At 71.4% G+C, this 16,469-nt stretch carries 20 protein-coding genes; 13 read left to right on the top strand and 7 right to left on the bottom strand.

Annotated elements, in window-relative coordinates; all coding sequences use genetic code 11:
* Positions 1-130: 130 nt before the first annotated feature.
* Genes BCY76_RS04530 through BCY76_RS04520 form a run of 3 tightly spaced genes read right to left on the bottom strand, consistent with a single transcriptional unit; the run spans position 131 to position 2,798 of the window.
* A complete protein-coding gene (locus tag BCY76_RS04530) occupies positions 131-991 on the bottom strand; it encodes a MetQ/NlpA family ABC transporter substrate-binding protein (RefSeq protein ID WP_070158485.1) in 861 nt (286 codons plus the stop codon).
* Between the two features lie 41 nt (positions 992-1,032).
* Entirely contained in the window at positions 1,033-1,740 is a 708-nt protein-coding gene (locus BCY76_RS04525) for a methionine ABC transporter permease (RefSeq protein WP_442935344.1), read from the bottom strand.
* Between the two features lie 2 nt (positions 1,741-1,742).
* The gene (locus BCY76_RS04520) at positions 1,743-2,798 is read right to left on the bottom strand and encodes a methionine ABC transporter ATP-binding protein (protein ID WP_070158484.1); all 1,056 of its coding nucleotides are present in this window, start codon (positions 2,796-2,798) and stop codon (positions 1,743-1,745) included.
* Positions 2,799-3,433: 635 nt separating this feature from the next.
* Here BCY76_RS04520 and BCY76_RS04515 point away from each other — a divergent pair.
* From BCY76_RS04515 to BCY76_RS04500, 5 genes are read left to right on the top strand one after another with little or no spacing between them, the layout of a single operon-like run.
* Positions 3,434-3,670 carry a DUF4244 domain-containing protein gene (locus tag BCY76_RS04515; RefSeq protein ID WP_083277212.1) on the top strand — a complete coding sequence of 79 codons (237 nt, stop codon included), beginning with the start codon at positions 3,434-3,436 and terminating at the stop codon, positions 3,668-3,670.
* 23 nt (positions 3,671-3,693) lie between these two features.
* The gene (locus BCY76_RS17955; protein WP_170922587.1) at positions 3,694-3,864 is read left to right on the top strand and encodes a hypothetical protein; all 171 of its coding nucleotides are present in this window, start codon (positions 3,694-3,696) and stop codon (positions 3,862-3,864) included.
* Complete coding sequence (locus BCY76_RS04510; RefSeq protein ID WP_083277211.1) at positions 3,861-4,127, top strand: hypothetical protein; 267 nt, start codon at positions 3,861-3,863, stop codon at positions 4,125-4,127. Before BCY76_RS17955 ends, BCY76_RS04510 begins: the two co-directional genes overlap by 4 nt.
* A complete protein-coding gene (locus BCY76_RS04505) occupies positions 4,124-4,540 on the top strand; it encodes an Rv3654c family TadE-like protein (protein ID WP_085437239.1) in 417 nt (138 codons plus the stop codon). Before BCY76_RS04510 ends, BCY76_RS04505 begins: the two co-directional genes overlap by 4 nt.
* 53 nt (positions 4,541-4,593) lie before the next feature.
* Positions 4,594-7,575 (top strand): AfsR/SARP family transcriptional regulator, encoded by a 2,982-nt coding sequence (locus BCY76_RS04500; protein WP_170922586.1) that lies wholly within the window; start codon positions 4,594-4,596, stop codon positions 7,573-7,575.
* On the opposite strand, the gene BCY76_RS04495 is transcribed toward BCY76_RS04500, so the two are convergent.
* Positions 7,510-9,162, bottom strand: coding sequence for an MFS transporter (locus tag BCY76_RS04495; RefSeq protein WP_085437235.1), 1,653 nt, complete (start codon positions 9,160-9,162; stop codon positions 7,510-7,512). The genes BCY76_RS04500 and BCY76_RS04495 overlap by 66 nt on opposite strands.
* A complete protein-coding gene (locus tag BCY76_RS04490) occupies positions 9,159-9,809 on the bottom strand; it encodes an NADPH-dependent FMN reductase (RefSeq protein ID WP_083277355.1) in 651 nt (216 codons plus the stop codon). Before BCY76_RS04490 ends, BCY76_RS04495 begins: the two co-directional genes overlap by 4 nt.
* Before the next feature lie 293 nt (positions 9,810-10,102).
* On the opposite strand from BCY76_RS04490, the gene BCY76_RS20255 reads away from it, so the two are divergent.
* The 4 genes from BCY76_RS20255 to BCY76_RS04475 all read left to right on the top strand — a co-directional run bounded on the left by BCY76_RS20255 (position 10,103) and on the right by BCY76_RS04475 (position 12,348).
* The gene (locus BCY76_RS20255) at positions 10,103-10,576 is read left to right on the top strand and encodes a class I SAM-dependent methyltransferase (RefSeq protein WP_336581932.1); all 474 of its coding nucleotides are present in this window, start codon (positions 10,103-10,105) and stop codon (positions 10,574-10,576) included.
* A gap of 80 nt (positions 10,577-10,656) precedes the next feature.
* Positions 10,657-10,815 carry a hypothetical protein gene (locus BCY76_RS20250; protein WP_336581931.1) on the top strand — a complete coding sequence of 53 codons (159 nt, stop codon included), beginning with the start codon at positions 10,657-10,659 and terminating at the stop codon, positions 10,813-10,815.
* Positions 10,816-10,840: 25 nt separating this feature from the next.
* Positions 10,841-11,842, top strand: a complete 1,002-nt coding sequence (locus BCY76_RS04480) for an RNA polymerase sigma-70 factor (protein ID WP_070159112.1) — start codon at positions 10,841-10,843, stop codon at positions 11,840-11,842.
* Between the two features lie 44 nt (positions 11,843-11,886).
* Positions 11,887-12,348 carry a DUF6069 family protein gene (locus BCY76_RS04475; protein WP_085437233.1) on the top strand — a complete coding sequence of 154 codons (462 nt, stop codon included), beginning with the start codon at positions 11,887-11,889 and terminating at the stop codon, positions 12,346-12,348.
* Here the strand turns inward: BCY76_RS04475 and BCY76_RS04470 are convergent.
* A complete protein-coding gene (locus tag BCY76_RS04470) occupies positions 12,303-12,914 on the bottom strand; it encodes a TetR/AcrR family transcriptional regulator (protein ID WP_085437231.1) in 612 nt (203 codons plus the stop codon). The two genes, BCY76_RS04475 and BCY76_RS04470, sit on opposite strands and share 46 nt — an antisense overlap.
* A gap of 111 nt (positions 12,915-13,025) precedes the next feature.
* Between BCY76_RS04470 and BCY76_RS04465 the strand changes: the two genes are divergently transcribed.
* Positions 13,026-13,436, top strand: coding sequence for a hypothetical protein (locus BCY76_RS04465; RefSeq protein WP_070160125.1), 411 nt, complete (start codon positions 13,026-13,028; stop codon positions 13,434-13,436).
* Between the two features lie 92 nt (positions 13,437-13,528).
* On the top strand, positions 13,529-14,275 hold the full coding sequence (locus BCY76_RS04460) for a PIG-L deacetylase family protein (RefSeq protein ID WP_070160124.1): 747 nt from the start codon (positions 13,529-13,531) through the stop codon (positions 14,273-14,275).
* On the opposite strand, the gene BCY76_RS04455 is transcribed toward BCY76_RS04460, so the two are convergent.
* Positions 14,253-14,525, bottom strand: coding sequence for a hypothetical protein (locus BCY76_RS04455; protein ID WP_170922585.1), 273 nt, complete (start codon positions 14,523-14,525; stop codon positions 14,253-14,255). The genes BCY76_RS04460 and BCY76_RS04455 overlap by 23 nt on opposite strands.
* Positions 14,526-14,965: 440 nt before the next feature.
* Between BCY76_RS04455 and BCY76_RS04450 the strand changes: the two genes are divergently transcribed.
* Both BCY76_RS04450 and BCY76_RS04445 read left to right on the top strand, forming a co-directional pair.
* Positions 14,966-15,550, top strand: coding sequence for a TetR/AcrR family transcriptional regulator (locus BCY76_RS04450; RefSeq protein ID WP_070160140.1), 585 nt, complete (start codon positions 14,966-14,968; stop codon positions 15,548-15,550).
* A 108-nt stretch (positions 15,551-15,658) separates the two neighbouring features.
* Positions 15,659-16,468, top strand: coding sequence for an aminoglycoside 3'-phosphotransferase (locus tag BCY76_RS04445; RefSeq protein WP_070160120.1), 810 nt, complete (start codon positions 15,659-15,661; stop codon positions 16,466-16,468).
* The last annotated feature ends 1 nt before the right edge of the window (position 16,469 follow it).

Here is a 16,469-nt window from a genome sequence, read left to right as displayed (position 1 = left end):
CGTAGACGGCGGATGGACGCACGGAGGCCCCCGCACCGGCTGGTGCGGGGGCCTCCGAGATGCGACGTCGGCTCAGCTCAGCGCTGATCCACTCAACGCTGAACCGTTCAGCTCAGTGCGGCTCAGCCGATCAGAACGCCGGGGCGACCTCGCCGTCGGGCCAGGTCTCCTCGATGAACTCACGGACCTCGTCGGAGTGCAGCAGCTCGTCGAGCTTCAGCAGGTTCTCGTCCTCCTCGGTGCCCTCACGCACGGCCAGGAAGTTGGCGTAGGGGCTGCCCTCGGGGTCCTCCACCAGCAGGCTGTCCTGGGTCGGGGAGAGCCCGATCTCCAGGGCGTTGTTGCCATTGATCACGGAGGCGTCGACGTCGTCAAGGGTTCGCGCCAGGGAGGCGGCGTCGGCCTCGATGAACTCGAACTCGGACGGGTTGTCCGCGATGTCGTTGATGGTGGCCTCGGCCGGGTCCACACCGTCGGCGAGGCCGATCAGTCCGGCGTCGGCCAGCATGGCCAGCGCGCGACCCTGGTTGGAGGGGTCGTTGTTCACGCCGATCTGGCCGCCCTCAGGCAGGTCCTCGATGCTGTCGTGACGCTCGGAGAACAGCGCGAAGGGCTCCACGTGTACGCCGTCGTAGTGTGCCAGCTCATAGCCCTGGCCCTCCACCTCAGACTCCAGCCACGGCTGGTGCTGGAAGTAGTTCGCGTCCAGCTCCCCGGCGACCAGCGCCGGGTTGGGCTCGGTGTAGTCCTGGTACTCGACGACCTCGAGGTCCAGACCGGCGTCGGCGGCCAGCTCCTCGTCGATGAAGCGCAGGATGTCGCCCTGCGGGACGGGGGTCGCCCCCACGGTGAGGGTGATGGTGCCGTCCTCGTTCTCGGTGCCGACGGCGACCTCGTCGTCGGCGAAGAGGCCGCAGCCGGTCAGGGCCAGTGCGGAGACGCCGACGACGGCCGACAGCCGCACCGCGCGGGAGGTGTGCAGAGATGCCATGTGTGTGCCTTTCTGTGTGCGAGCAGTGATGACGAAGCTGGTCAGCGGTGGTCGATCCCGCGGGCGACACGGTCGCCGACCCATTGGACGACGGCGACGATGATCACCAGCAGGATCACGCAGGCGAGCATCGTGTCGCCCTGGTACCGCTGATAGCCGTAGTTGTAGGCCAGCGCCCCGAGTCCGCCGCCGCCGATCGCGCCGGCCATGGCCGTGTAGCTGATCAGCGCCACCACGGTGACGGTGAAGCCGCCCACGATGCCCGGCAGGCCCTCACGGACCTGCACCTGGCGCATGATGTGCCCTGAGGAGGCGCCCATCATCTTCACGGCCTCCACCTTCCCGGAGGAGACTTCGCGCAGCGCGTTCTCCACCAGGCGCGCGAAGAACGGGATCGCCCCGATGGACAGCGGCACGACGGCAGCCTGCCAGCCCAGCGCGGTGCCCACCATGAACCGGGTGAAGGGGATGAGCGAGATCATCAGCACGATGAACGGGATGGACCGGCCGATGTCCACGACCAGGGAGACCACTCGGTAGACAGGGGAGTTCGGGGAGAGCCCCTTGGGGCCCAGGTTGTGCAGCAGGATGCCCAGCGGCAGACCGAAGATCGCCACGATGACGGCCGTGGCCGCCGTCATGAAGATCGTCTCCAGGACGGCGTCCGGCAGTTGGTTGTGGAAGACGGGGTTGTCCAGGAAACGCCCCGAGGCCAGCGGGGTCGCGGCGGCGAGACCGGATGCGGTGATGCTCACTGGTTCTCCTCCTGCTGCTCGGCGCGGGCGTCGTCCTCTTCATGCGCAGCCCGCTCAGCCTCCACCTCGGCGCCGGTGGTCAGCTCGGCGTGGATGCCGTGGTCACGCAGCACCGCCGCGATCTGCTCGGCCTCGGCGCGGGTGGTCGGCTTGATGTGCAGACGGCCGACCTGACGGCCCTGGATGGTCTCGATGGTGCCGGCTTCGACACGGGCGTCGAGCCCTTGGGAGGACAGCAGGGAGAACAGCTGGCCGACGTCGGCCAACTGGCTGCTCTCGGCCATCAGCGCCTCCACCAGGGTGTCGCCGGGCCGCAGCGCCGCCGTCGGAGGAAGAGAGATGAGCTCCTTCGACAGCGGGGAGCCGGTGTCCTGGATGACGTCCAGCAGGGCGCCGGAGCGCTCGATGCGACCCTCGGAGAGCAGGGAGACGGAGTCGCAGATCTCGCGGACCACGGACATCTCATGGGTGATGATGATGACGGTGATGCCCAGCCGGTCCCGCAGCCGGCGGATCAGCTCCAGGATCTGCCGCGTGGTGCCGGAGTCCAGGGCGGAGGTGGGCTCGTCGCACAGCAGCACCCGCGGCTCGGCCGCCAGCGCGCGGGCGATGCCGACGCGCTGGCGCTGCCCGCCGGAGAGCTGGGAGGGGTGGTTGCGACGACGGTCGGTCAGGCCGACCAGCTCCAGCAGCTCCTCGACGCGGCGCTTCCGCTCCTTGGCCGGCACCCCGGCGATCTCCAACGGGTGGGAGATGTTCTTCTCCGCGGTGCGGGAGTCCAGCAGGTTGTGATGCTGGAAGACCATGCCGATGCTGCGGCGCGCCTTCATGAGCGCGGCGCCGCGGGCCTGGCCGAGATCCACGCCGTCCACGCTGATGCTGCCCGAGGTCGCCGGGTCAAGCCCGGTCAGACAGCGGATGAGGGTGGACTTGCCGGCGCCGGAGCGGCCGACGATGCCGTGGATCTCCCCGTCGGGGATGGTGAGGTTCACCGAGTCGAGCGCGGTCACCCCGCCGGGGTAGACCTTGCTGACGTCTGTCAGTTCGATCATGCGGACTCCATGGATTCTGGGTGTGGGCAGGCGCCCTTGTGAGGCGTGGCTCCTGCACGGCGGCCCGGCGCGGGGCCGGGCACAGGTCTGGGCATGGGAGCGTCGCGGGGCGCAGGTCGTGGGCCCTCGGCGGCGCGGGGTGAGATGGAGTGTCAGTGGGGCAGGGCACCTGGCTGTGCCGGCCTCATCGATCCTTTCGTCGCTGCTCTTGCCCGTTCCATCCAGTGCTGGGGACCAGCGAGAACGGGCCGCTTCTGTCGATCCTGACCACCCGTGAACATGGGGTTGGTGAGTGACCTTCGGTGGATCGGTCGGGGCGCGGGCCCCGGGTCACTGCTCGTGAAGCATCCTTCAGCCTAGCGGAGGCTGAAGGATTCCGTCATGTGGGCGGGTACGCCGTCGTCGCGCGGCGTCACAGATGGCGTGTGGGTCACAGCCCCCAGCCGGGCTCTGGCTCGCACCGTCGGCGGGGTCCGGAGCTCCTCCACAGCTGCACGACGAGACGTGGGACACGCGGGGCTGTCCACAGGGCACGGGCTCGCCCTTCTGCCCCCGTCCCCCGGGGACCAGGATCGAAGGACCGCCCGGCCCCGGGCGGAGCCATCGAACCGCAGGATCTGGAAGGACTGATCACCATGGCGTCACTCACGATGCTCCCCTCACAGGACCGCCCGCCGGCGGGCCGCCGAGACTCCGGCATGGAGGAGCTTCTCCGAGAGCTCCATCAGGAGGAGGACGGTCTCGCCACTGCCGAATACGGCATCGTCATGCTGGCCGCCGTCGGCTTCGCCGGGCTGCTGGTGGCGGTGCTGTCCTCCGGCGAGGTTCGGGAGATGCTCGCCGGCATCGTCCAGCGGGCCCTCACCCTCTGATCAGGCAGCCAGAGGTGCAGCCGATGAGAGTGGAGGACGACGTGGGCCGGCCCAGGAGCCGACCCAGGGGCCGAGCCCCGGGGATCCACGACGACGGCGGTGCGGTGAGCGGGGAGTTCGCGGCCGCGCTCCCAGCCGCCGTCCTGATCCTCACGCTGCTCCTCGGGCTGGGCATGCACGCGCCGCGCAGGTGACCCTCGAAGAGGGCGCCCGCGCGGCCGCTCGGGAACTGGCCCGGGGTGAGACCGAAGCCTCGGCACGGGAGGTCGTCCAGCGGGTGGCAGGCGAGTCCGTGCAGGTCAGCATCTCCCGCGACGGCGAGCATGCCCGGGTGAGGCTCGTCCGCCCGGTGCGGCTCCTCGGACTCGTGGAGCTCTCCGCTGAGCAGACCGCTGACGCCTCGGCCCGCGTGGAGCAGCCCTCCCTGGGCGGCGCGCCTCCGGGTGGGCCGCCATGATCGCCCACCAGGAGGAGCGTGGCTCCGGGACGGTGCTGACCCTGGCGGCGATCGCTGCCCTGATGATGCTCATCGGGGTGGTCCATGTGGTCGGCTCTGCGGCTGTGGCGGCCGCCCAGGCCGCCCGCGGGGCAGATCTCGCCGCCCTCGCCGCAGCAGATTCCGCCCGGGGCCTCACCACCGGGGACCCGTGCACCGTGGCCGACGACGTCGCCACCCGGAATGGCGTGATGCTGCGGCACTGCGTGATCACCGGAGACCACGGCACCGAGGCCGTGGTGGAGGTGGTGGTCCCGGTCCTGCCGAAGCTGCTCGGGCGGGGCCGCGGAGCCCCCGGGCTCTGCCGGCGGCGGGTGGGAGGCTGTCGGCAGCGCACGAGCCGGGCCGCCGGCGGATGCCTGGGGCTGAGGTGATGCGTCCACGGAATGCAGCAGCTGGAACCCGGGGCGGACCTAGACTGGGGCGCATGAAGATCGAGGTCCTGGGCCCCATCCGGCTGCGGACCTCCACAGGTCAGGCGGTGGAGGTCCGCGAGCGCAAGGTCCGCGCCGTCCTGGCCGCTCTCGCCGTGGACCTGAGTGACGCCGTGCCTGCTGACACCCTGATCGATCGCGTCTGGGGCGGGGACCTCCCGGCCCACCCGACCCGTGTGCTGCAGGCCAAGCTGTCTCAGCTGCGGTCGGCTCTGGACGAGACCGAACCCGGGGGCCGAGCCCTGCTGAGCAGCGGGCCGGGCGGCCATAGGCTCTCCACCAGCGCCCCGGCACCCGCAGCGGGAGGCTCCGGAGGTGCTCAGGAGCCCGAGAGGGAACTTGAGGTGGAGGTCGATGCCGAGGAGTTCAGGCAGCTGATCGTCCGCGCCCGCGGATCGGAGGCCCTCGCCGAGCGGACCGAGCTGCTGCGTGCGGCCCTGCAGCTGTGGCGCGGTGAGCCCTATGCGGAGCTCCGGGACGCCACCTGGCTCGCCCCGGAGATCGGACAGCTGCACGAGCTGCGGCTGGAGGCCGCCGAATCGCTGGCAGAGGCGCTGCTCGAGGTCGGTCAGGCACAGGAGTCCGTCACCGTGCTGGAGCCCCTGGCCGCGCACCACCCCCTGCGCGCCCGCCTGACCCGTGCCCTGATGCTGGCCCTGCATCGGGCCCATCGCCACCCGGACGCGCTGGGCGTCTACGAACGGCACCGACGCCACCTGGCCGAAGAGCTCGGAGCGGACCCGGATCCGGAGACCTCCCACCTGCACGTGCGCATCCTTCAGCAGGACCCCAGGCTGCAGGACCGTCCACAGGATCATGACTCTGTGTTCCACCGACCCGACGCTGCGGCGCACCGCCCGGAAGCCGCGCCGGCGCCACGGCTGCCGGTGTTCGCCTCGTCCTTCCTGGGCCGCATGCCCGAGCTCCGCGAGGTGGAGCTGCGACTCACGCGGAGCCCGCTGGTCACCGTCCTGGGGATCGGCGGCGTGGGGAAGACCCGCCTGGCGGTGCGTGCCGCCGAGCTGCTCTCCGAGAAGTCCGGCGACGCGGCGTGGTTCGTCGACCTCAGCTCGCTCGACGCCTGCCCGCCCCCTGACACGGGTCCCGCTCGGGTCGCTCGGCTGGTCGCCGAGAGCATCGGGCTCACCCAGCTGCGCGAGGAGAGCCGGGACCTCCTCGATCGGCTGACGGCGGCCCTGCAGGCCACCGGAGGCCTGCTGCTGCTCGACAACTGCGAACACGTCGCCGATGAGGCCGCCCGCTTCGCCCACGCCGTGCTCTCCGCAGGGAACGCGCTGAAGATCCTGGCCACCAGTCGAGAGCCGCTCGGGCTTCCCGGTGAGCAGCGCCTGGCGCTGACCCCGCTGTCAGCACAGGCACCCGACGACGACGCGGTCACGTTCTTCCTCGACCGGGCCCGGGCCGTCACCCCTGACCTTCCGGAGGACCCGCACACACTGGCTGTCGTCGCCGAGCTGTGCCGACGCCTCGACGGTCTGCCCCTGGCCCTCGAGCTCGCCGCGGCCCAGACCGCCGCCCTGGACCCGACGAGGCTGCTGGACCGTCTCACCGACAGGCTGGACCTGCTGAGCCGCCCCGAACGCGGGGCACCACGGCGCCAGCAGACTCTCCGCGGCATGCTGGACTGGAGCTGGTCCCTGCTGGACGAGCCGGAGCGGGTCCTGCTGCGCAGGCTGGCGGTCCATCCGGTCAGCTGGACGGTGGAGACCGTCGAGTCGGTCTGCGCGGACAGCCAGGACGGACCCCTGCGATGCGCGGCCGTCGTCCCCGCACTGGTGAGCCTGGTGGACCGCAGCCTGGTGGTGGCGGAACCGACCGAACACGGCACGCGCTACCGGCTGCTGGAGTCGGTGGGAGCTTACGCGGCGGAGCAGCTGCGCCTGGCCGGCGAGCGCGAGCACATCGCCCGCCTCCATCGGGAGCACTGGCGCACCGAGATCTCCTGCGCGCAGGACTATCTGTTCTCCGCCCACGCCCGCGACTGGGTCCGCCGGATACGCGCCGAACGGGCCCATCTGCGCCACGCCTTCGCGGAGGCCGTGGCCGTCCAGGACGGAGCCGCCGCCGTCGACCTCATCCTCGCCTGGTTCTGGCACCGATGGATCACCGGGGAGACCGCAGGCCTGCTCGACGAGCTGCGGCAGGCGGCGGCCTGCCCAGGACCTCACGACGGGGCCCACGCCCAGGTGCAGGTCCTCATCGCGGTGCTGTCCGGCAGCCCCGGCGAGAGCACCGCGGACATCCTCGAGGCCCTGGACCGTCTCCGTGCCCGCACCGAGAGCTCTCCGGGGGGCCCGAGCCACAGAGCGCAGCGATCCCGGCTGCAGGTCCAATGGTTCGCGGCCACCCCGCTGCTGGTCGTGCCCGAGTCCCGTGCCCAGGGGCGGCAGGTGGCGGGAGAGGCGGTGGAGGGGCTCGTCGCGCTCGGCGACCTGCCCGCGGCCGCCTTCGCCTCCACCCAGCGGGACTGGTTCCTCCTCGACGCCGGCGAACCGGCCGTCGGCATGCCGGACGGGCATGATGCCGAGCAGATCCTGCGGGAGCACGGGGACGACTACGGGCTCACGCAGGTCCTCGGGATGCGTCACATCCAGGCGGAGCGCGACGGGGATCGGGAGGTCAGCGCGGCCGCAGCCCGAGAAGCCACGGACCTGTCACGCCGGCTGGGCGCCCGCGGCGAGGAGTGCTTCTGGGAGGCCATCCAAGGACTCCACGCCCTCGACGCCGGCGACCACACCGGAGCGCACGGCCACCTGGACCGCTCCCTGGCGCTGGGGCGCACCATCGGGTCCGACATCGAGGCCGGGTTCGCCACACTCGGGCTGGCTGAGCTCGCGGCCCGCGAAGGTGACCAGGCTCGCGCGGCGGCGCTGCGGGACAGCGCGGTCTCACCCACCGCGGAACGGTGGCTCCGGCGCATCCTCAGCGAGCCGTCCGTCCTGAGCGGGTCGTGAGGCCTCCGCCCCGGCGCCCAGACCGTCGTCCACTCTCCTGTCGACGTGGTCGCCACGCATCAGTCGCCCCCAGAGCAGCACACCTGCCGCACCGAGCAGGAGGACCGCTCCGAAGACCACATACCCCGCCTGGGTCGCCACGGTCAGGCCGACGTCCGCCGCCTGTGTGAGCGCCTCAGCCTCTGCCGCGGGCAACGTGGCGGCCACAGCGGGACCCGCACCGAAGGTCTCCGCCGCGGCGTCGACCGCGGAGAGCTCCACGTCCGAGGAGACCTCCTGACGGAGCACTCCGCGATGCACCCACAGCGCGCCGGAGCCCAACACCGCGATCGAGCTCGCGCCGCCGAGGCTCGCGGAGATCTCCTGCACCGCCGTGGCCGGACCTGTCTTCTCCAGGGGTGCGGCCCCGATGATCCGCTGGGAGAGCAGCGTCATCAGCGGGGAGACCAGCAGGGCGATGACTGTCAGCAGGACCGCCACCTCCGGTGCGGAGGCCGCCGGCAGACGGACGGCCAGCACCACACCGACCAGGCCGGCCACGAGCAGGAGGACCACAGCGAGCCCGGGCCCGCGGCGGGCCACCAGCGGAGTCGCCGCCGTGCCGACCGTGCCGGCCACGGCGGGCCCCAGCAGCACCAGCCCCGCGTCCCACGGGCTGAGCCCACGGACCACCTGCAGATGCTGAGCCATGAGCATGTCGACGAACCCGGCCCCCAGGCAGAGCAGGAACAGCACCAGGATCAGCGTGCGGAACGTCCAGCTGCGGAACAGGGCCAGGTCCAGCAGCGGATGGGCGGCCCGGCGTTGCCGTCGGATGAACAGCGCCAGCAGCACCAGGCCGGCTGCGGCCGAGAGCATCGGCGCCGGTGCCGGGCCGGCGTCGGCCATCTCCTGCATCCCGTACACCAGCGCCAGCACGGCAGCCACGGAGAGGGCCACGCTGGCGACGTCGAGGCGCACCGTCGGGTCAGCATGGTTCCGGGGCAGCAAGAACGGCCCAGAGAGCACGAGCACTCCCGCGATGGGCACATTGATCAGAAAGACCGCACCCCACCAGAAGTGCTCCAGGATGAACCCTCCGACCGCGGGGCCTGCGGCCATGCCGCCGGCGAATGCGGCCATGAACAGGGCGAAGGCCACCCCGTACTGCCGCTCGTCCCGGAACGTGGTGCGGATGAGCACCAGGCCCGCCGGGGTGAAGGCCGCCGCCGCGATCCCGAGCGCCGCCCGGGCGCCGATCAGCGTCTCTGCCTCTCCGGCGAAGGCCGCCACCAGGGAGGCGAGTCCGTAGGCCGCCACAGCCCCCAGCAGCAGCCGCCGGGGGCCCACACGCTGGGTGAGCAGGCCGAAGGTGATCATCGTGGCCGCCGTCAGGAACTCGCCGATGTGCAGGATCCACAGGGACTGGGACCCCGCCGGGGCGAGATCGGCGGTGATCGCCGGCATCGCCAAGTACAGGGCGGTCACATCGGTGGCGAGCATGAACAGGGGGATGACCATGATGATGAGCCCCACCCATTGGCGGGCCGTGGCCCTGACCGGTGCCTCGCCGCCGTCGCGAGCCGCTGTCGTCTCCGCGGTGCTCATTCTGCGATCCCCTCCGGGTAGGGCCGCCGCTGGCGCGACTCCGCCAAGGAGAGCGCCCACCAGCCCAGCTGGTCCAGCATCCGATGCGCCCAGCGGCCCATCCGTTCAGCGTCGACGGCGCGGCCGTCATGGTCGAAGCGCTCCCAGAAGTCCTGCAGCACCACGGCATCGCGCAGCGGCACCGCATGGAACTCCACGAACACGCCGCGCAGGTGTTCGATGGGCGGGAACGCCCCGAAATGACCTCCATAGGCGACGAAGCCGACGGGCTTGAGGCTCCATTCGCTGTAGAACCAGTCGATGGCGGCCTTCAGGGCCGGCGGATAGCTGCGGTTGTAGGTCGGGGTGACCACCACGAAGGCGTCAGCGCGGGCCAGTCGTTCGCCCAGCCGCCTGACGTCCTCGGGAGCCGCGGCGTCGGGGTCGTTGCCGCCCAGCTGGGCGGGCAGATCGAACTCGGCCAGGTCGATGAGGTCGACGTCGAACTGGCCGTGGGTCCCTGCTTCGGCCGCGAACCACCCGGCCGGCGTGGGGGCGAACCTGTCCGGCCGGGTGCTGCCGATGATCACCGCCAGCCGCGGCAGCCCGGGGGCGTCCTGGTCCGTGATTCGGCTGGTGGTCGGGGTGCTCTGGTCGGTGACGGTCATGATCTCCTCCTGATCGGTGGTGTGCCTGTGCCACCGATCCTGGAGCGCCCCCGCTCCGACTCTGCTCCGGTTCTGCTCCGGTTCTGCTCCGGGGTGCTCCGGGGCGCTCTCCGCCCCGCACCTTCAGCGCCCGACTGAGCCGCCAGACGTTCCGCGTCCGGGGGCGCCCGGATAGGCTCCAGTCCATGACGTCATCGCATCCTCCCCTGTCAGCCGACCAGGCCGCTCCTGGTCCCAGCAGCCAGCGATGGGATACGCACACCGCCGCACGCTATGACGACACGCTCGGGTGGATGGGCACGCCGGAGGCTGTGGAGCCCGCCGTCGACCTGCTGGAACAGCTGGCGGACGGCGGCACCGCTCTCGAGTTCGCCGTGGGGAGCGGGCGGGTCGCCGTTCCCCTGGCCGCCCGTGGGGTCCCGGTCCACGGCATCGAGCTCTCGGAGCCGATGGTGGAGCAGCTGCGCGCCAAGGCCGGCGCCGAGAGGATCCCGGTGACCGTGGGCGACATGGCCACCACACATGTCCCGGGCCGGTTCAGCCTGGTGTACCTGGTGTACAACACGATCTCGAACCTGCTCACCCAGCAGGAGCAGGTCGCCTGCTTCCGCAACGCGGCCCGCCACCTGATGCCGGGCGGCCGCTTCGTGGTGGAGCTGGGCGTCCCACCGCTGCGTCGACTGCCTCCCGGCCAGCTGACCTGCCCTTTCGACGTCTCTGAGGAACACCTGGCTTCGACGTCATCGACCCGGTCACCCAGCGGCTGACCTCCTACCACCACTGGCCTCGGCGCGGCGAGCAGGGCCGCAGCGAACAGCGCTACGCCTGGCCCGCCGAGCTGGACCTGATGGCCCAGATGGCCGGGATGGAGCTGGAACGACGCACCGCCGACTGGCACGGCGCGGAGTTCACCGCAGACTCGGAGCAGCACGTCTCCGTCTGGCGCCTCCCCCTCGAGGCTGCGGAGAGCTCTGACCCCGCCGCGCAGACGACCCGGGCCCCCTGAGAACACGTCGACACGAGGAGGACCCATGGGGACGCAGCACCAGCGCACCGAGGAGTTCACCGAGCTCCGACCACTGCTGTTCTCCCTGGCCTACCGGATCCTCGGCAGCGCCGCCGAGGCGGAGGACGTCCTCCAGGACGCCTGGTTGCGCTATGCGCGCACCGACGCCGTCGTGGAGACGCCGCGCGCCTTCCTGACCACTGTGGTCACCCGGCTCGCCGTGGACGTTCTGCGGTCCTCCCGGCTCCAGCGCGAACACTATGTGGGGCATTGGCTGCCGGAGCCTGTCCTCACCGATCACGACGACGACCCCGCCGCGGCGGCCGAGCGGGACGAGTCGATCTCCATGGCATCGCTGCTCCTGCTGGAACGCCTGAGCCCGCTGGAGCGGGCGGTCTACGTCCTGCGGGAGGTCTTCTCCTTCGACTATGCGGACATCGCCGAGACCGTGGAACGCTCCGAGGCGGCCTGCCGGCAGCTGGCCGTCCGCGCCAGGAAGCATATGGCCTTGCCCCGCCCCCGCTACGCCGCCGACCCTCAGACCCGGCAGGAGCTCACCCGCCGGTTCATCGCCGCCTTCCGACATGGTGATCTGGAGGGTCTTCGGGATCTCCTCACCGCGGAGGTCACCATGGTCGGCGACGGCGGCGGCAAGGCTCCGTCGGTGCCGCATCCGGTGTCCGGCCGGGACAAGGTCGCTCGCCTGCTGGCCTCGGTCGGCGCGCCGATGGCCGCGATCGGAGTGCGCCTGGAGTCCCGGGAGATCAACGGCTCCTCCGGCCTGCTCACCCGGACCGAGGACGGCGAGATCGTCAATGCGGTCATCCTGGAGATCTCCGAGGACGGAGTGGAGATGATCCGTGCCGTGAGCAACCCGGACAAGCTGCGTCATCTGGGGCCGGTCAGCGACATCTGGCGGCTCAAGGAGGAGTTCCAGCAGGCTCGGGCGTCCCAGCGTGAGGCGTCGATGTCACAGCGCGAGGCGCCGATGTCACAGCGGCCGCGGCCCGATCGTCCTGAAGGGTGAGGCGGCGGGACCCACCTGCCGTCCCACCCCTGAAGGAGGTCATCATGAGCACCACGTCCGGCCGAAGCTCAGAGCCCCGGCGCCCGCTGCTCACCCTCGGCGCCGTCGTCGTGCTGGTCGCCACGCTGCTGAACCTCGGTGTGTTCTTCGCCGCCCAGGCCCTGGGTGCCTCCCTGCGGCTGGATCCTCTGGGACAGGAGCCGGGCCACCTGCTCCGGTGGGTCGACGTCGCGTGGAAGACCGCCGTGCCGCTGGCGATCGGCATCGGCCTGGTGGCCCTGCTGCGCCGCTCGCGCAGGGGCCTGCTCGTGCTGCTGGTCGCCGCGCTGGTCATCGTCGGCCCCACCAGTGCTGTGCCGCCGTCGGTGGCCCATGACGGGATCACGGCGGCCGCACTGGCCTTGCTGCACCTGATCCCGCTGGCGGCGTTCACCGTGGTGGCGCTGCGCGTGCGGTCGGCTCAGCCGGCCACCAGCCCGCGGGCGGCGCGCAGCGTGGCCGCATAGTCACGACGCCGGGCGTCCGCGTCCCCGGGCACGAGGCCGGTGAGCTCCAGGCTGATCAGCCCGTGGGCCAGCGCCCAGAGCCGCAGGGCAGCGCGCCCGGCGGGGTCCAGATCTGGGCTGGAACCCGGCTCACGGGAGTCGTCCTGCGGCAGGCCCATGGCGCGGGCGACCGCGGCGCGCAGCACCTGGAACGTCGGGGAGGCCGGCGTCTCGGGGCGGGAGAGACCGTCGCCGAGGGACTCGAACATGACCCGGTAGAAGTGCGGGTCTGCCAGGGCGAACTCCCGGTAGGCCATCCCGAGGGCCAGCAGGTCCGCCCCGGGATCGTCGGTGTGCTCGACGGCGGCGAGCACGGCGCCGAAGCGGCGGAAGCCCTCCTCCACCACGGCCTGGATGAGCGCCTCGCGTCCGCCGAAGAGGGAATAGACCGCGGCGGTGGTGGTGTGGGACGACCGGGCCACGGATCGCAGCGAGAGCCCCTGGGCTCCGGAATCGGCGATGACTTGGGAGGCTTCCTCCAGCAGGCGGGTCCTGACGGTCTCATCGTGGGTGCGGGGCCGGGCCATGGCAGGAGTCTACCCTTGACACCAGGTTTTCTCACAGCGTTATATAACAGTGTCATGAAACTGACGGGCCCTCACGCCCGACCCAGCGCAGCCTCCCGATCGGAGTCGACCATGCTCGAGCTCTCCCCCGCCGCACAGACCACCGCCGGCATCGTCATCCTCGCGGCGATCACAGTGACCACCGGCGGCCATTTCCTCACCAAGGTGGTCCGCGGGCAGGTCCCCGCCACCGAGCTGCAGGTCTCCTTCTTCCGAGCAGGGCACGCCCATGCCGCCAGCCTGATCATGCTGGGGCTGATCTGCCTGCTGCTCACGGAGGCCACCGGACTCACGGGCGCCTGGCAGTGGCTGGCCCGGACCGGCGTGCTCATCTCCGCGATCCTGATGCCGGCCGGATTCTTCCTCTCGGTCCTGGGCCCGGGCCGCACCGAGCCGAACCGGCTGATCGTGCTGCTGTGGATCGGTGCGGGCTTCCTGGTCGCCGGCCTGGCCACTCTCGGGGTCGGGCTGCTGGCCACCTGATCACGCGTCTCGGACGGCGCTCGGCCGACCTGCTCGGCCCCCGCGGCCGGGCACCGGTGACCACGCCGGCGCTGCTGACTACGCTGACCCGCATGGACACCGCTGCAGAGAGAGCCCTGCCGTTCTACGACGACGCCTCACTGAGCCATGTGCTGTGCGTGGTCGCCCACCCGGACGACCTCGAGTACGGGGCCTCGGCTGCGGTCGCCCGCTGGACGGCCCGCGGGGTGAAGGTCTCCTATCTGCTGCTCACCGCTGGAGAGGCCGGGATGCGGGACCGGGACCCGGAGGAGGTCGCCGAGCTGCGGGCCGAGGAGCAGCGGCGGGCCTGCGCGATTGTGGGAGTCGAGGACCTGGTGATCCTGGACCTGCCCGACGGCATGCTGCAGGCGGACCTGGAGACCCGGAGGCAGATCGCCCGCCGGATCCGGCAGGTGCGGCCCGACGTCGTCGTCACCCAGCCCTGGGAGCTTGAGGTCGGCTGGGGACTGAATCATGCCGATCACCGGGCCGCCGGCATCGCGACGGTGGACGCCGTGCGTGACGCCGACAACCCCTGGGTGTTCCGTGAGCTGCTGGAGCAGGAACGCCTGGAACCTTGGGGCGCGAAGGAACTGGTCGTGGTCGGCGGGGAGCCCACGCACCTGGTGGATGTCACCGGAGAGCCCCTGGAGAAGGGCGTCGCCTCCCTGGAGGCCCATGAGCAGTACCTGGCCGCCCTGGGCGGAGAGTTCGACGTGCGCGGCATGCTGGAGGGATTCACGGCGGAGGTCGGGGCGGCCTCCGGCGTCGAGGGCGTCACCCATGCCCTGGGCGTCACGGTCCATCCGATGGGCTGAGCACAGGAGAAGGACCCTCAGCCGGACGCGAGCTGTGCGCGGCGATCAGTTCACCGACCAGCGCGGATCCCAGGAAGAACATGGCACTCACCACGCCGAAGGAGATCCAGACGAGCACGCCGATCTCAGGATCGATGATGCCGACGGCGCGACGGTGGACCCAGAGGAGCGTGGCGGCCAGGGCCACCATGGCCAGCAGCCAGGCCGGAGCCCGCCGACGTCGGGCGGCCAGTACGAGGATCGCCAGCATGGGCGGAAGCGTGAGACCGAACGCGTGGTCGGTGACGACGGCGACCCCGTATGCCGTGGTGCTGATCCATGCGGCCGTAGCGGGCCATCGAGGCAGCCCGAGCATCTGCAGGCAGACCGCGGCGAGCAGGAACCAGGCGGCGAGTCCCCCCCGCGCGCGTCGGCCCCCATCCCTGGCCGAAGGCGACGGGATCACTGCCGAGGTCGCCCAGGAACGCCAGCACTTCGACGAGGACCACCGCCACCGCCGCGAGGGGAACGAGCCGACCCCTCACCAGAGCACCGCCATCACCAGCGCGACGCCGCTCGACCCGGTGGCGGCGAGGTCCGACACCCACCTCCGACGCGTCCATGGGGATCTCCCTTCGTGTCGACATCAGCCATCATGAGGAGGTGAGTAAGCGTTCACTCACCCTCTCGAACGACCAGTATGCTGGCCCCATGGTGAGAAGTCCAGAGCAGGGGCACCCTCGACCCGCCCGCGAGCGCATCCTCGACGCCGCCGCCCAGGTGATGCGCGAGGACGGCCTGGTGCGCGCCACCACGAAGCTCATCGCCCGCACGGCGGGGTGCTCCGAAGCGCTGCTGTACAAGCACTTCCCCGACAAACGAGATCTCTTCCTGGCCGTGCTCCAGGAACGCTCCCCCCGGCTCACCCCGGCAGGGCCCGACGACGGCGACGCCCGCGAGCGCCTCTGCGCGATCACCTCCCGACTTCTGGAGTTCTACGCGCAGAACTTCCCGATGGCGGCCGCGCTCTTCGGCGATCGGGGCCTCCTCACGCTCCACCGGGATGCCCTGGCTGCCCGGGGCGCCGGACCCCGGGCGCCGTCTGCAGCGGTGGCCGACCTGCTGACCACCGAGATCTCCCGAGGGGGCATCTCCCCCGAGGTGGACCCGGACGCAGCCGCCCAGCTGCTGGTCGGCGCGGCGTTCCACGAGGCCTTCCTCGCCGCCTACGAGGACCGCCCGCTCGACGACCCCCGGGCCACTGCCGCGCGCCTCGTCTCGGCGCTGCGGCTCTGACCTCATGCGAGGCCGACCTGAGGCGGCGCTGACTCGATGCCGCACTGACCGATGCGGCACTGACCTGACGTGGCGCGTGCCTGCGCCTGACGACGAACGGACGGACCCATGACGGACACCCCGCACCTGAGGGAGGCGCACGACGTCGCCGGACTTCCCCCTGCGGTCCTCGAGCGGCTCGGCCGCTCCGCTGAGCTGGTGTGGACCAATGAGCTCGGCGGACGGACGTTCCGACTCGACGGCGGGGCGCGGTACCTGAAATGGCAGCCGCATGACGGGCTCTCCTCCGCGCTGCTGGCCGACGTCGACCTGCCCGAGGAGGCGCGCCGGCTGGACTGGGCCGGCCGATTCCTCTCCGTGCCGCAGGTGCTGGATGTCGGGACGGTGCCGGACGTCGAGGCCGTGCCGGACGTCGAGGCCGTGCCGGAGTCTCCCGAGGTCGATGACGGCGCCGCCCGGGGTGCTGGCACCTTCGGAGCCTGGCTGCTCACCGCGGGCCTGCCGGGAGAGAACCCGCTGGCTGGCGGCTGGACGGCGGACCCGGCCAGGGCCGTGCCGGCCATCGCGCGGGGCCTGCGGCGACTTCACGAGGCCCTTCCCGTGGAGGACTGCCCGTTCACCTGCCGGTGGCTGGACGGGCGGCTGGCCGACGCCCCTGAGCCGGAGCGGCTGGTGGTCTGCCACGGTGACCCGTGCGTGCCGAACACGCTGCTGGACTCCGACGGCCAGGCGATCGCCCATGTGGACCTCGGCGCGCTGGGCGTGGCAGACCGGTGGGCCGACCTGGCGATCGCCTCGATGAGCATCAGCTGGGACGTCAATTTCGGCCCCGGCCACGATGATCTGTTCTTCGACGCCTACGGGGTGGAGCCGGATGCGGAGCGGATCGAGTTCTACCGCGCGCTCTGGACAGGCTGAG

Source organism: Nesterenkonia sp. PF2B19 (assembly GCF_001758425.2).
In the GTDB taxonomy this organism is placed as follows: domain Bacteria; phylum Actinomycetota; class Actinomycetes; order Actinomycetales; family Micrococcaceae; genus Nesterenkonia; species Nesterenkonia aethiopica.
The sequence above is the reverse complement of the archived record's forward strand: the minus strand, read 5'-3'. Positions and strand labels throughout refer to the sequence as shown.